Source organism: Kineococcus sp. NBC_00420, assembly GCF_036021035.1.
Lineage (GTDB): Bacteria > Actinomycetota > Actinomycetes > Actinomycetales > Kineococcaceae > Kineococcus.
In genome coordinates this window covers 169,325-182,635 of record NZ_CP107930.1, presented here as the reverse complement: position 1 = coordinate 182,635, position 13,311 = coordinate 169,325, and the positions used below count along the sequence as shown (strand labels likewise).

Annotated in this window: 15 protein-coding genes; 8 read left to right on the top strand and 7 right to left on the bottom strand. The window is 67.6% G+C overall.

Translation table 11 applies throughout. The features are described 5' to 3' along the window. Positions 1 to 89 precede the first annotated feature (89 nt). The gene (locus OG218_RS00950; protein WP_328291333.1) at positions 90 to 815 is read left to right on the top strand and encodes a hypothetical protein; all 726 of its coding nucleotides are present in this window, start codon (positions 90 to 92) and stop codon (positions 813 to 815) included. Positions 816 to 920: 105 nt separating this feature from the next. Here OG218_RS00950 and OG218_RS00945 read toward each other — a convergent pair whose 3' ends face one another. Further along, positions 921 to 1,334, bottom strand: a complete 414-nt coding sequence (locus OG218_RS00945; RefSeq protein ID WP_328291332.1) for a hypothetical protein — start codon at positions 1,332 to 1,334, stop codon at positions 921 to 923. Between the two features lie 103 nt (positions 1,335 to 1,437). Between OG218_RS00945 and OG218_RS00940 the strand changes: the two genes are divergently transcribed. After that, entirely contained in the window at positions 1,438 to 1,893 is a 456-nt protein-coding gene (locus OG218_RS00940) for a hypothetical protein (protein ID WP_328291331.1), read from the top strand. A gap of 402 nt (positions 1,894 to 2,295) precedes the next feature. On the opposite strand, the gene OG218_RS00935 is transcribed toward OG218_RS00940, so the two are convergent. After that, positions 2,296 to 2,919 carry a hypothetical protein gene (locus tag OG218_RS00935; RefSeq protein WP_328291330.1) on the bottom strand — a complete coding sequence of 208 codons (624 nt, stop codon included), beginning with the start codon at positions 2,917 to 2,919 and terminating at the stop codon, positions 2,296 to 2,298. Beyond that, on the bottom strand, positions 2,916 to 3,758 hold the full coding sequence (locus tag OG218_RS00930; protein WP_328291329.1) for an RNA polymerase sigma factor: 843 nt from the start codon (positions 3,756 to 3,758) through the stop codon (positions 2,916 to 2,918). Before OG218_RS00930 ends, OG218_RS00935 begins: the two co-directional genes overlap by 4 nt. Before the next feature lie 400 nt (positions 3,759 to 4,158). On the opposite strand from OG218_RS00930, the gene OG218_RS00925 reads away from it, so the two are divergent. From OG218_RS00925 to OG218_RS00915, 3 genes are all read left to right on the top strand, one after another. Then, positions 4,159 to 5,103 carry a phosphotransferase family protein gene (locus OG218_RS00925; protein WP_328291328.1) on the top strand — a complete coding sequence of 315 codons (945 nt, stop codon included), beginning with the start codon at positions 4,159 to 4,161 and terminating at the stop codon, positions 5,101 to 5,103. A 186-nt stretch (positions 5,104 to 5,289) separates the two neighbouring features. Beyond that, positions 5,290 to 5,763 (top strand): hypothetical protein, encoded by a 474-nt coding sequence (locus tag OG218_RS00920; protein ID WP_328291327.1) that lies wholly within the window; start codon positions 5,290 to 5,292, stop codon positions 5,761 to 5,763. 260 nt (positions 5,764 to 6,023) lie between these two features. Then, on the top strand, positions 6,024 to 6,422 hold the full coding sequence (locus OG218_RS00915; RefSeq protein WP_328291326.1) for an SdpI family protein: 399 nt from the start codon (positions 6,024 to 6,026) through the stop codon (positions 6,420 to 6,422). 179 nt (positions 6,423 to 6,601) lie between these two features. On the opposite strand, the gene OG218_RS00910 is transcribed toward OG218_RS00915, so the two are convergent. Together OG218_RS00910 and OG218_RS00905 are read right to left on the bottom strand one after the other, a co-directional pair. Further along, entirely contained in the window at positions 6,602 to 7,306 is a 705-nt protein-coding gene (locus tag OG218_RS00910; protein WP_328291325.1) for a hypothetical protein, read from the bottom strand. 122 nt (positions 7,307 to 7,428) lie between these two features. Continuing rightward, complete coding sequence (locus tag OG218_RS00905) at positions 7,429 to 7,854, bottom strand: hypothetical protein (protein ID WP_328291324.1); 426 nt, start codon at positions 7,852 to 7,854, stop codon at positions 7,429 to 7,431. Between the two features lie 169 nt (positions 7,855 to 8,023). Between OG218_RS00905 and OG218_RS00900 the strand changes: the two genes are divergently transcribed. After that, positions 8,024 to 8,602 (top strand): hypothetical protein, encoded by a 579-nt coding sequence (locus OG218_RS00900; protein ID WP_328291323.1) that lies wholly within the window; start codon positions 8,024 to 8,026, stop codon positions 8,600 to 8,602. Positions 8,603 to 9,410: 808 nt separating this feature from the next. Here OG218_RS00900 and OG218_RS00895 read toward each other — a convergent pair. After that, the gene (locus tag OG218_RS00895) at positions 9,411 to 9,938 is read right to left on the bottom strand and encodes a hypothetical protein (RefSeq protein WP_328291322.1); all 528 of its coding nucleotides are present in this window, start codon (positions 9,936 to 9,938) and stop codon (positions 9,411 to 9,413) included. 119 nt (positions 9,939 to 10,057) lie between these two features. Further along, positions 10,058 to 10,609: an AAA family ATPase gene (locus OG218_RS00890; protein ID WP_328291321.1), complete on the bottom strand. Its 552-nt coding sequence runs from the start codon at positions 10,607 to 10,609 to the stop codon at positions 10,058 to 10,060. A 114-nt stretch (positions 10,610 to 10,723) separates the two neighbouring features. Here OG218_RS00890 and OG218_RS00885 point away from each other — a divergent pair, with 114 nt between their 5' ends. Together OG218_RS00885 and OG218_RS00880 are read left to right on the top strand one after the other, a co-directional pair. After that, entirely contained in the window at positions 10,724 to 11,863 is a 1,140-nt protein-coding gene (locus tag OG218_RS00885; RefSeq protein ID WP_328291320.1) for a tyrosine-type recombinase/integrase, read from the top strand. Beyond that, entirely contained in the window at positions 11,860 to 13,146 is a 1,287-nt protein-coding gene (locus OG218_RS00880; protein WP_328291319.1) for a tyrosine-type recombinase/integrase, read from the top strand. Before OG218_RS00885 ends, OG218_RS00880 begins: the two co-directional genes overlap by 4 nt. Positions 13,147 to 13,311: the final 165 nt, after the last annotated feature.

Sequence of the window (13,311 nt, the reverse complement as noted above, 5' to 3'; positions counted from 1 at the left end):
GGATGACCGTGCGGTTCGGATGCGACGCCGTGAGTGTGAACCTGGGCTTCAGGACCAGGTCCACCGCCTGGTCGCGCGATCATGAGCAAGTGAGCGAGGACAGCAGCGGTCGGCGTACCTGGGCCGTGACCGAGACCGACCTGCCGCGCACCACTGCGGAGCTGGTCTGCTCGGCCTTCCTGGACGTGATGGCCGAGTCGGCGCCGTGGGCTTACGTCGACGCGTGGAGCGACTACCGCGACGAGCTGCCCGCCGAGGTCGAGCACGCCCAGACCGCGCTGCGGCAGATGCACGCCCACCGCGACGGCCGGGACACCGGCATGGGCATCGACATCGACCGCACCGACCCCGCCCATGAGGCGCTGCTGCGCACCTACACGGCCTGGTCCATCCACGTCGAGCTGCTCCCGGCGGCGGAGCAGGAGGCCCTGGTCACCTTCCACGACAGTGCGTCGTCCATCACTGTGGAGCTGACCAACACCGAGGTCGAGCGCCTGCGCGAGCGGCTGGGCGGCGTGGCCACGGTGGAGCTGCTGGAACGGCTGCACGCACAGGCCAGGGCGCGAAGTGAGCAGGAACGATGGGAGCGCTGGGCTCAGCGAAAGCGGCGGTGGCTGGGGTGGCTACCGCGGCCAGACGCCCGCCGGCAGGAGGAGCAGGGTGATGAGCTGCTCTGCATGGACTGCGGGCATCCGCAGGGTGCTCATCCGGGGCCGGGCCAGCGCGACGTGAAGGCGTGCGCGGTGTGCGTTTACGAGGAGGACTACGAGCTGCGGGATGAGTCGGAGATGTGCCGGCGGGCTTACCCCGGCTGACCCAAGCCACCGCACCGCGGGATGACCGTGATGTCGCCCGTCAGGCAGTTCCGCCCTTGGACCCCGACGTGACCCTCCGTGACTGCTCCGCCGGCCCCGCGCTCGTCAGCTCAGGTGCCGACGAAGCTCCGTCTCCATGGCCGTCGTGATCGCCTCCACCAGGGCAGCTGTGGCCTGCCACTCCGGGTCCGGGGAGTCCTCCGACAGCCGTGCGACCTGCTGGCTGTCGTCGACGAACCGGTCCACCAGCACCAGGTCCTGATGGGCTCCCTCACCGGCCGCGACCAGCTGCAACCGGCCCAGAGCAGCCGCGGCGGCTGGCTGGTTCGTTACGAGTCGCAGCACGTAGGGCGCCATCGCCTTCCGACGCATCAACAGCGCGTGCTCCGCGCACATCGGCACCCGCTCGGTCAGGGTCACGTACTCCGGGTCCTCCCGGGTCCGGGCCTTAGCCGCGACGTCGGGGACGTCCTCAACCGCGTCGGCACCACACCCGGCAGCTGCGCACATCGTCGTCATGTTTCAAGCGTGACCGACCAGGACGGCCCGTTGTGGGACCCGGTCGTCAAAGCTTTCGCGCGGAGGGGGCGACGCTGTCGTGACAGCCGTCTATGTTCCGGGCATGAGCACCGATCAGCCCGAACTGACCGACGCCCCCGACGAGGTCCCCATGCCCACGCCCGTCGAGGCGGACGCGATCTTGCAGTTCATCGTCAGCCTCGCCAACGACGTCGACGGATTCGAGATGGGCGTGACCCTGTTCACGCCCTCTGGTCCGGTGAGCGGGATCTTGACCGGCATCGACAAGTGGTTCGACGCCTGGGAGCAGATGGTTAAGGAGGGCTCGACGGGCCACAGCTTCGTCGAGGGCCTGAACAAGACCTTGGCCGAACGGCGTAGCGAGCTGCCCCCGCAGACTCAGGACACGATCCGGTACGTGCACCTGACGGGCGCGCACTTCATCAGCGGCGGCCAGATGGTCCCGGTCAGCGGTCAGCCGGGGCTGCTGTGGCGCGGCCAGCTGACGGACGTGTCGGGCTGGTCACCCGTGAAGATGTCGCTGCCCCCGCGTGACTGACCGCCGGTACCTCACCCGCGCTGGGGCAGGCCGGCCAGGGGCCGGGTTGTGGCCAGCGGCGTCGAAGGGGTCACGGGCTGCCCTCCGGGTGGGTGTGACGACGCCCCCGGACCGGCCGTGGGTGGGCCCCGGGGGCGTCGTGTGCGGCGCAGGTGGGTCTACGCGGGGTCTGCTCGTGAAGGGCTCCGCTCGCCACCTTCGGTAGGGCGGGGTGACCGTGACGTCGCCCGAGGGCGGGATGACCATGAAGTCTTCTACCCATCGGCTAGCTTGACGGAGACCTCTTCTCAGAGGACGACCGCGAACATGAGCGCTGCTGCGGCGAAGTAGAGGAGGGCCGCAGGGCCCATCCACCTCACCCGTTGGGCAGCAGGCATCAAGGGTGGGTGCACCTACCGCCGGTCATGATGCGTCGACTGGGATGCACGGAGCGATGGGGCCTTCAGCTACATCGAACTCAACGCTGGAGCGGAAGCCGTTCTTGACGGGCGTCGGTGTGGAGGCAGACATGACGAAGGTCTGCCCTTTGTCGACCATGCCAGGGGCAATCGTCACCTCGAACCTGTCCTCGGTGACACTGAGAAGAAGACCGCGAGCCTGCACTGCGACGTACCGCCCGGGCTGGCACATCTTGTCGCGTGGCAGGTAGGTGATGTCGGCGGTGATGCCCTTCTTGCCCAGGGCCTCCTCGAGGGCGTGGGCGCCTTCGAGGCGGTTGACCTGGACCTTCACTTCCTTGCCGTTTCCGCCGGTGACCGCGTAGGCCGGCAGCGGGCGCGAGACCGTCACGATGGTCACGACAGCTAGTCCGGCCGCGAGTAGACCACCTGCGGAGGTCAGCGCCAGCTTCGACCGTCGCCAGATCGGGCGTCGAACCGCTGCTTCGTCGGTGCGTTGGGGATGGCTGCCGGAGTTGGTGCCCGCAGCCGGTGCGGTCTGCAGCGTGGTCGCCTGAGCCTGCTGGACCAGTAGGGCGCGCACCGCGGCGTGCCGATTGCGGTTCATGCCGTTGAGGGTGGAGGTCATGACAGGTCCGTCTCCGTGGGGCTAGTGGTCAGGGGGGTAGCGCCGTACGAGGTGGCGCGGGAGGTGTTGCGGGTGGTGGCCCGGGCTCGGGGGCGGTCCGGGTCAGGCGGCGCAGCGCCGGCCTTCGGGTCGTCCCGGTGCCTCACTGCAGTAGCCGCTGTGCGGCTGTCCTCGTCGCGCAGGTCCAGCGCTGCGGTGGCGCCTGCGGTGGCGCCTGCGGTGGCGCCTGCGGTGGCGCTGGTGTGCAGCCGGGTCCGGGCTCGAGACAGGCGGGAGCGGACGGTGCCGATCGGCACGCCCAGGGCGACGGCGGCGGAGGCGTAGTCCAGGCCCTGCCACACGCACAGGGTCAGGACCTCCTGCTCGGCCGGGCGCAGCCGGGCGAAGGCGGCCTGCAGTTGATCGAGGTGGCGCTGGTTGTCTAGGCGGGCGGCGACGTCGTCGGCGTGGTCGGGCTCGTGCTCGAAGCGCGGTAGGCGGTCCAGGGCGGCGCGGTGGCGGCGGGTGGTGCGCCAGCGGCGTTGCAGGGTGTGCCCGGCGATGCCGTAGAGCCAGGGCAAGACTTCGTCGTTGATGAGCTCGACGTCGCCTCGGCGGCGCCAGGCTTCGAGGAAAACGATGGAGACGAGGTCGTCGGCGGTGTCCAGGGAGCCGGTGCGGCGGGCGCAGTAGGCGTGGATGGTGTCGCCGTAGCGGTCGAAGATCGTGGCGAAGCTGTCGGGGTCGCCGGCGGTGGCGCGCCTCCACAGCTCACCGTCACTGGGCTGGGTAGTGGGGGCGTCGCGCGGGTGCCCGCCTTCATCGCCTGGCGGGGGCGGCGTGCCGGTCGTGGTGCTCACATCCCTATATGCCCGCAGCGGCTGCAGAGTTCCCGATTACGTCTGACTTTCTAGCCGACCAGGGCACCACGGCTGCCGCCCACGCGGCCCGCTCCTCAAGAACATGCGGGTGGTCAGGCCTTCAACGTGTCTCGGTCATCGACAAGACCGCGCGGTCGCCAGCCGCCGTGATCGCGCACGGACGGCGCCATGACCGTGAGACACGCGCAGCGCGCCATGACCGTGAGACACACGCAGCGCGCCATGACCGTGAGACACACGCAGCGCGCCATGACCGTGAGACACACGCAGCGCGCCATGACCGTGAGGTCGACTCCGCGTCTGCACACCGCCAGCCCAAGGTCACCGTGGACCAGCGGTGCGGTGGACATGCTCACTCCGGGTCTGGGTGACTGGGTCGGTGATCGACGAGACTGATCCGGTGCCTGCACAGCTGCACGCTCTGGGCTACCCCGACGCGCATTGGTTGGCCGCCGGCATGGAGGCTGACGTCTACGCCCTCGACGAGCAGACCGTCGCCCGGCTGCCCCGCGACGTAGCAACGACCGGTGATGCGCCCACGGAGCCCGTGGAGCGACTGCTTGAGCAGTTGACCGAGTGCCAGCTCCCGTTTGCTGTCCCTGCCCCGCTGGGCCGCCTGGGCCTGCCCGATGGTCGCTCTCTGCTTCGCCAGCCGCGCCTGCGCGGACGCAGCATCGGCGACTTCTACGACCTGACCACCGGGCACCTGGATCCCCGCGCCGAGCAGGCACTGGTCGAGCTCCTCAGCGCCCTGCGCACCATCCCGCAGCAACATCCGATCGACGTGCCCGACCTCCCGCTGCTGGGGGAGTCAGCGGTGACCACCGCACAGCCCTGGGAGGCGGCCCTGCAGCGGCTGCTCGACGACCGCACCCGACGCTTCGGGGGTCTGCTGCGGGCGCACGTCGAGCGCCTGGATGACTTGGTGGACGCCTGCGACGCCTTTTTGATTAGTCGTCGCGACGTGGCGGTCGCGTTGCAGCACGGTGACATCTGCCCGGAGAACCTGCTGGTCGACGACGACTGCCGGCTCAGCGCGGTCTTGGACTGGGGGTTCCTGACCATGCTGGCCGATCCGGTGCTGGAGATGGCGCTGACGTCGGGCTTCTTCGACATGTACGGCCCTCACGCCCTGCGCACGGATCAGCGACTGACCGACCTGTTCGTCGAGGCGTTCAGCGTCCGGCGTGCGGACGTCTTGCGGTTCAAGGCGGTCTACGCCCTGATCGGGGCCAACGCCTACAGCGGTACCGCTGACGGCCACTTCCAGTGGTGCGCTGCGGTGCTACGACGTTCTGACGTTCGCTCCGCGGTCTTGCAGTAGGCCGCCGATTCAGCGGCCGCTGACCGCCTGCTCATCGACATGTCCGCAACGTCGCTGGCGGCTCAGGACCGCGCACAACGCGGGATGACCGTGACGTCGCGGACGGCGGCGACGACCATGGGTAGCCACTAACGTCGGCCGGGTGACAGGTCGTGATCACTGACTCCGGAAGGGGCGCAACGACGCGTGAACCTGATCATGCAACTCCCAAGAAGACCCGTCCTTCTGCGAGTCCTCGGCTTGGTGCTGGGACTGCTGGCGGCTGGACGGATCAACAGCTACGTCACCGCACGACGAGATGTGGGTGGCGCTGACATCGGCTTGTTCCTCATCCTTGCGGTTGCTGTGGGCCTTTTCGTCGTTGTGTGGGGCGCCGTGGACGGGGCGCGCAGCGCACGGCGAGGCGTCCTTCGTGAGCAGGGTCAGTGGTCCTGGGGTGTCGCTGCCTTCTTGAGCGCCCTCGTCGGCGCCCTGGTGCACACCGGTGTGTCCTTGTTCGTAGACCCTGACGACGGGGCGTCTCTAGCGTCGTCCATGGCTCCAGTACTGATCGACTTCGTGCTGTTCGTGATCAGCGGTACTGCCTTTATGGGCGTCGCAGCCATCGGGCCCTTCAGGGTGATTTACGACCGTGTCGCACGCCAGCAGGTGCGGGACTGAGGCGCTGCAGGTGCAAGCGGTGGTGCTTCGCGGTAGCTGAGGGGCAGCCGCTCCTACCGGTTCGGCATGCCTACCTGTAGGTGCTGAGGGGTGGCCCCCAAGGTCGGGCTTGCGTCCGGACATCGACAAGACCGCGACGTCGCCGACCACCAGCGGCAGCGCACACAACGCGGGATGACCGTGAGGTCCCGATCGTCGAAGTGCCATCCTGAGATCGCTCGACCTGAGCTCGGGAGGAGTGAGTGACCGGAGGAGCGAGAATGACGTACTCCATCGGCATCATCGCTACGGCTGGTCTGCTGCTCCTCGCAGTCATCGCAGGCGTGATCGTGTCTCAGATCCGTCAGGGCACCCTGGTCAACAACGGCGTCATCGGCATCCGGACCCCGCAGACCAGGGCGTCAGAGGAGGCTTGGCGTGTTGGTCACCGTGCTGCCGTGCCGCTGCTGCTGTGGGTGGTCCGGACAGCTGTTGCTGCGGCGGTCCTGCTGTTAGCTGTGACGATCGTGCTGCCGCACCTGGCTCCTGCGTCGGCGTCGGGGGTAGTCGCGGTCGGGGCGCAGGTCCTCTTTGGTCTTGTCGTGCTGCTCTTGCTGGCGGCTGCGTGGAGGGCGAACGGTGCCGCTCGTGAGGTCAACCAGGGGCACGAGCGGCACTGAAGTGATGTCCACCCGGTCGTTCTCCGCGGGATGGACTCACCGTTCGCTCATCGGCACGATGCGACGTCGCCAGCAGCTGACGTCCGCGCTCATCGCAGTATGACCGCGCGCCAGCGCGCATTGCGGTCTGACTGCTGCCTGCAGACGTGACTCCACCGGTTAAACGTCGTCGGTGAACGTCAGCGTCGGTACAGGTCGAGGTCGGCGGCTGATGGGGTGGGCATGGCCGGCGGCTTCTTCAGTTGGAACGTTCCCGCTTTGGCATCGGCAACCTCGGACGCGAGGCTCGGCTGAGCTGCTTCTTCCTCCTCGGCCACCCCGACAACGGCCACCCCGGAAGCTTCGTCGATGGCCAGCTGCTCGGTAGGCCCCTTCACACGCCGCAAGAGAGCCGTGACGACGACACTCAGGACCGTGTTGCTGAGAGCGAACACGGCGAAAGGCGTGAAGGTGATCAGCTCAGATAGTGAGATGCCAGCCCAGGCGTGCATGGGTAGCCAACGCGTGAGCTGAGCCACGAAACCAGCGACCTCGATTAGGCCCAGCACGATGGTGACGCCACCGACAGCCGTTGCAGCATTACGACCGGCGCCTGTGAGGAGGAGGGCACGTGGACGGTTCATGACCGCAGTGATGGCGAGGACGAGCAGTGGGAGCAGACCCGTCAGGAGCAAGGTGGTGATGGCGGGGCTGCTGAACCAGAAGCTGGACCAGCGGTACGCGAGCAGCTCCCTCCCCGTCGTAGCTCGGGATAGAGCGGGCCCGCTGTCCCAGTAGCCGCTGAACGCCAACCAGCCGAGGCCGATGGTCACGACTGTCGGCAACGCGGCCGCAAGGATGAGCAACCACGCGGCCCAACCGTCGACGAGTCTGCGGTGGTTCATGTGGTGACGCTACCCACGCGATGCAGCTGGGTGAAGCACGAGCAAGTGGGGCTCATCGACTCGAGCGTCCATCGTGCGGACATCGACATGAGCGAGCGTTCCGTTCCTCGAGGTGATGTGGTTCAGCAGGAGAGGGTGGACTCTGTCTGGGTGCACCTGAAGACGGCAGCGACCCAGTAGAGGTCCTCTGAGCCGTCGACGCTGACGTGGACCGACTGTCCTGTTGCCTCGCTGCTGAGGCCGGTCATGCCGTCGCTGCAGTTTCCGGGGTCGTGGTTTTGGCCGTCGATGGTGATGGAGGCTGCGCCGTCTCCGATGCAGCGGACCTTGACCTCGTAGGCGCCATCGACGGTGAAGTCGGGTAGCGATTCTGATCCGGTTCCTGGAACGGGACCCAGCAGTAGTTGTTGTTGGGAGGAAGCCAGGAGGTCATGCGAGCCGGCGATGACGGCGTCGGCGTCAGGTGTGGAGGTGCCACAGCTGGTCAGGACGGTGAGGGCGAGTGATGCCGTGCCAAGAGCCAGCAGACTGCGTGTCCTGGGAGCCATGATCGAGAGGATGACAGTCCGGGGGGTGCGGCGGCGGTGGTTTCGTCCCGGTTGCTGCAAGACCGCAAGAGCATCGCTGGCACGGACCTGCTGACTTTCGACTGCTGCGTAGCTGCAAGGTGTCTGAACCCCCGACGGTGAGATCCGGGGACTGGCTAGCGTTCCTCGAGTGATTGACGCCGAGTCTGTCCTGAGCCAGCTGCTCACCCACGCCCGCAACGGTGAGGACGTCCCGAACCGTGCAGGACGACGCTTGGGTCCGGGCGCGTTTCGTCTCGACTATGGCCAGGAGGAGCAGGTGTTCGTCGTGAAGGTCGACGCAGTCCCGGTGCGTCGACTTGGGCCAACGGCCCCCGTGACCGTCGGGGTGGTCGCAGGTCTCTCCGTGCGCCTGATCGGCGTGCGGGTGGACACCCATGTCGTGGTGGGTCTGGACGTGGAGCCTTCCCCGCGACGCGATGCCGTGCTTGCTGAGTACGAGCAGGCGTTCGCCGAGTGGGCTGAGGTCGGACGGGAACGGGGTGAGGCTGCGCCGGAGCAGCCCGGTACTCGACTGTTCGAGGTGGTTGTCGAGGTCACTGATGACGTGGGGACCGTCTACTCGACCGAGGGAGCTAACGCGGGAGGTTCAGGCACTGACTGGCTGGGGCAGCGCTTCTTCGCCCCGTTGCCGCCGGTGGAGGCGAAGTGGTTGCGCCTTCGTCTCGGTCTCGCGGGGGATTCGATCGAGGTGGAGGTCCCGTTGTAGCGCTTGGCACTCTCGGGGCCGTCCTGACCTCGTTCAGATTTGCCTGAACGGGATGCCACTCGGAACGTCCTGGTCGCGGGATGACCGTGCGCTGCGCGCGCATCGCGGGATGACCGTGACGTCGCTCGTGGAGCGTGACGGCCGCGGGGTACTGCTCTGTCCTCAAGCCCCGTGCTGGTGTGACATGCGGCCATACAGCTGGTGAGGTTCCGCGCTGGGGTTGGCGTGGACTCGATCGCTGGGCGGAGTGCTGGGCGGCAAGAGTGGGGCGGTGGACTCAGCATCCCCGTGTGCCGTGATGTCCACAGCGACTGAGTCCCAGCGGTACAGCTCGGTCCCCGGAGCGGGGTGCTGGGCGGTGATGTAGAAGAGGCCTGGCCAGGCGAGGGCACCGATTGGTGGTCCGTCAGGGTCGGGGTTGGCCAGGGTCACGCCGGCGTCTCGAGCCAGGTCTTCGCCTATGTGGAACGGCAGTCCGACGACGTCGGGTACGACGACGCGGTCAGCAGTGCGCTCAACCATGGACGAACGCTAGCTGAAGGCGACTCTTTCGTGGGTGTGGACGTCGCAGGGCCCGGGTTACGGACCAGCGCCTTGGCCATGGTCGTCGGTCCTGCGGGTGGCCTTGGCCGACCTTCCGCAGATCGTCATGTCCGTGAAGTCGCTGGCCGCCGGGGCAGCGCTCACAACGCGGGATGACCGTGCGCTTCGCGCGCACCGCGGGATGACCGTGCGCTTCGCGCGCACCGCGGGATGACCGTGACGTCGCTTGCAGGGCGATAGCGCCGCGAAACAGGTGCGCTGGGGCTCACTCAGTCGTAGGTAGCTCGTCCACCTCGTGCCAGTAGACGGGCAGGCGAGCCGGGTCAGGCTCCTGATCGAGCGTCTCGGCGGTGATGGTCGCCAGCAGAGTGCCAGCCTCTTCGACGATGTCTCGCCTGCTCTCATCGTGGTCCAGCTCCCAGGCGTACTCCCAGTCGGTGGCCTCGTTGACGAAGAAGGCCAGTTGGTCGGGGTAGCCCAGGTCGCGGGCGATGTGCCACAGCAGCTCGGCGCCCTCTTCAGGGCTGATGAGGCCGTCGACAACGGCGCGGGCGTGGGTGTGGGCCATGACCCACAGCGCTTGGTGGTCGTTCAGGCGCGGGGCGCCGAGCTCGTCAAGGGCGGTGGTGAGCAGGTCGCGCAAGGTGGGTGGATCGTCTGGGGCGCCGGCGAGTTCGCGCAGGGTCGGTGAGTCGTAGCCGCGGGTCAGGGCTAGGGCTGCCCACTGGGTTATCAGCTCAGGCGGCAGATCGCCGACGTGTGCTCGGGCTCGGGCGCGGTAGAGCGGGTCCACCGCTTCAGTGTTCCCGAGCAGACGACGCCTCGGTCATCGTCTGGACCGTGACGTCGTTGGCCGCCAGCGACAGTGCGCACAACGCGGGATGACCGTGAGGTGGCGGCGGTCAGCGATTGTCAGTCGGCGTCGGCGTCCCATCCGACGGCAACGGCCACTGCCCGTGCCACCTGGGATGGGACCTGCCCAGCCGCCACCTCCACCTCGACATCACCGATGCCCGCCGCGTCGAGGATCGCGTCTAGTTCTCCGCTGCGGTGCAGGTACCAGTCCAAGGCGTCGCGGTCGTCGCGGTGTCGCTGACGCAAGCGCGCCGTGACGTCGGACAGGTCCACGCGCAGACGACATACCGTCAGCGGCACTCCAACAGCCTGCTCGTACAGGGGACGTTTCGCGGGGTCCTCGAGTACCCCGGCCAGGACGAGGCGGCGCGCACCGGCGGCGAGGTGGTTGCGGGCCACGTCGCGCAGGTTCGCCAGCATCAACTGCTCATAGAAGGGGTCAGATCGGGGGCTGGGCCATGCATCGCGGAGCGCGTCGAGGTCGACGACGGCATAAGGGGTCGCCCCTTCACGCAGCAGTGCGCCGACACATCCGGCGGTGGTCGTCTTGCCTGACCCGACGGTGCCGGTGATCAGCAGGGCCGCTGAAGATGAGGTGGGGATTCGCACCGGCGTAACCGTAGCGGCTGACCTTGCGCGCACCGCGATGATATGTGGGTGATCGGGGGCTAACCTCCGGTCTGAGCCTCACCGGCTCGACGTCCTCAGCGTGGAGGCACCCTCATGACCGTTCTGGATCTTCGACTGACCCAAGGACTGACGCCCTCCGGACTGCCCGCCGTGCGCCTGGGTGAGCCCTGGCTGGACGCCTACCTCGACTTCCTCACCGCCCGCTGTCGACCCAACAGCGTCCTGGCCGCCGGCTACGACCTGAAGGTCTTCTTCACCCTCATCGCCAAGACCCCGGCGGAGGTCACCGCCGCCGACGTGCTGGGTTTCATCACCGCCCAGCGAACAGGATCAGCGGAAGTGCTCGGCCCGGTGATCGCCGTCGTCGCCGACGCCGACGCTGCTGGAGGGGTCAGTGCCCGCACCGTTCGACGCCGGTTGTCCAGCATCAACGGTTTCTACACCTTCCTCCTCGCCCGCGGCGACATCACCGCCAACCCCGTCCCCCTCGGCCTGCCGACACGGCGCGAACACGACCAGCCCCGTAGCAGTCGCGGATCGAGAACCCCGCTGGTCCGCTCCCCGCGGACCCTGCCGGTCATCCTGAACCCCGACGAAGCCGACGCTCTCACCTCTGCCCTGCGCACCCACCGCGACCACGCCATGGTCGCCGCGATGCTGCTCGGGGGTTTGCGTCGCTGCGAGGTCCTGCGCCTGCGCCTGGAGGACCTGAACGTCGGGGCACGGCGGGTATTCATCGCCGAAGGCAAAGGCGGACACCAACGCCAGATCCCGATCTCCAGGCGGTTCTTCACCCATCTCGGCGACTACCTCAGCCTCGAACGCCCAGCCGAAGCCGACCAGTTGGGGCACGGACACGTCTTCTGCGTTCTCAAGGGTCCCCGCCGCGGGCACCCACTGTCGGCCTCGGGACTCGACGAGGTCCTCGACGGAGCACGGCGTCGCGCCGGCCTGGCGCACGTCACCTGCCATCAGTTGCGTCACACCTGCCTGACCCGGCTGCGCGAAGCGGGCATGGCCCTGGAAGCGATCCAGGCCCAGGCCGGTCACGCGTCCATCGAATCCACCCGCATCTACCTCCACCTCGGCGATGACTGGCTGGCGGGGCAGTATCGCCGCGCCGCCGAAGCCATCGATGCTCAAGCGTTCGCTGGCCACCGCACTGCTCCACCCACTCCCGAGGTCATCTCACCGATCACGTCAACGGTCATGGGACTGCGAGGTCGGCGATGAAGCAACCCGACCGCTTCCTTAGCTGGGCCGAGATCGACTCTGAGGCAATGGGTGACGCAACAGAGCTGACCGTTCCCATGCACGCCTACCTGAGGCAGATCGCCACCACCTTGCGCTCCGGCAGTGTCCGTAACTCCGACATAGCGCTGCGCTGCTTCACCCAGTTCATGTTCCAGGAACACCCTCAGATCACCCGCTTGGCTGACGTTCGTCGCGTCCACATCGAGGACTACAAGCCCTGGCTGGCCGCCCGCACCAACCAGCGCGGGAAACCCGTCACCGCCGCCACCCGCGCCCACCGCCTGGGCAACCTACGCACCTTCTTCATCCGCATCCGCGACTGGGACTGGCCGCAGGCCCCACCCACGGTTCCCATTCTCTTCGGTGACCTGCCGCGGCAGGAGAAACCCCTGCCGAAGGCCCTGGACGATGCCGCCGCCGCGAAGTTCCTGCGCGCCGCGCAGACCCGACCGCGTCTGCTCGAGCGGGTCATCTGCGAGGTCCTGATCCGCACCGGACTGCGCGTCGGGGAGTTCACCGGTCTGCGCCGCGACGCGGTCCGCCAGATCGGTGCTGGGCACTGGCTGCACGTTCCTGTCGGCAAACTCCTCGACGATCGCTACATCCCGCTGCACCCCCAACTGGTCGAGCTCATCGCCGATTACCGTGACCGCTTCGTCGACCCTGCCCACCCGCTGCTGTTGCCGCGGGAGAACGGCATACCCATGGACCGTTACAGCGTCACCCGCTGCCTGAACAACGTCGCCACCGCCGCCGGCATCGGCCACGTCCACCCCCATCAGATGCGCCACACCCTGGCCACTCAGGCCATCAACCGCGGCATGAGTTTGGAAGCCATCGCTGCCCTGCTGGGGCATCACTCGATGGACATGACCCTTCGCTACGCCAAGATCGCGAATCGGACCGTCGCTGATGAGTACTTCGCCGTCACCGAGAAGGTCGAAGCGCTCTACGCCGCCCACGACCCCGACAACCTCGACGGCGAGAACACTGCGTTGCCGGCCTCCGCGGCCGGCCCGGAGATGGCCCGCCTGCACCGCGAGATGCATCAGCGGATGCTGGGCAATGGCTTCTGCACACGACCTCCGGCGCTGGACTGCACCTTCGAGTCGGTCTGCGAGACCTGCACGTTCTTCCAGACCTCGATCGCCTTCCGACCGACGTTGCAGGCCCAGTACGACCACGCCGCCGAACATGATCAACAAGGGCGTCAGCAGCTCTTCGCGGGCCTCCTCAGAGGCCTCGACCAGCCCGCGTCCTGACCCCCTTGACACCGATCACCCACATAAGCGGGATGACCGTGAAGTCGAAGGTGCGTCCATCTGGGTGATCGATGCACCTCTTCCCTGGTGACAGGCCAGCATGTGCAGGTGAACAAGCAAGAGGACCACGCTGGGTGGGGTACGGCGGTGGTCTCACTCGCTGTG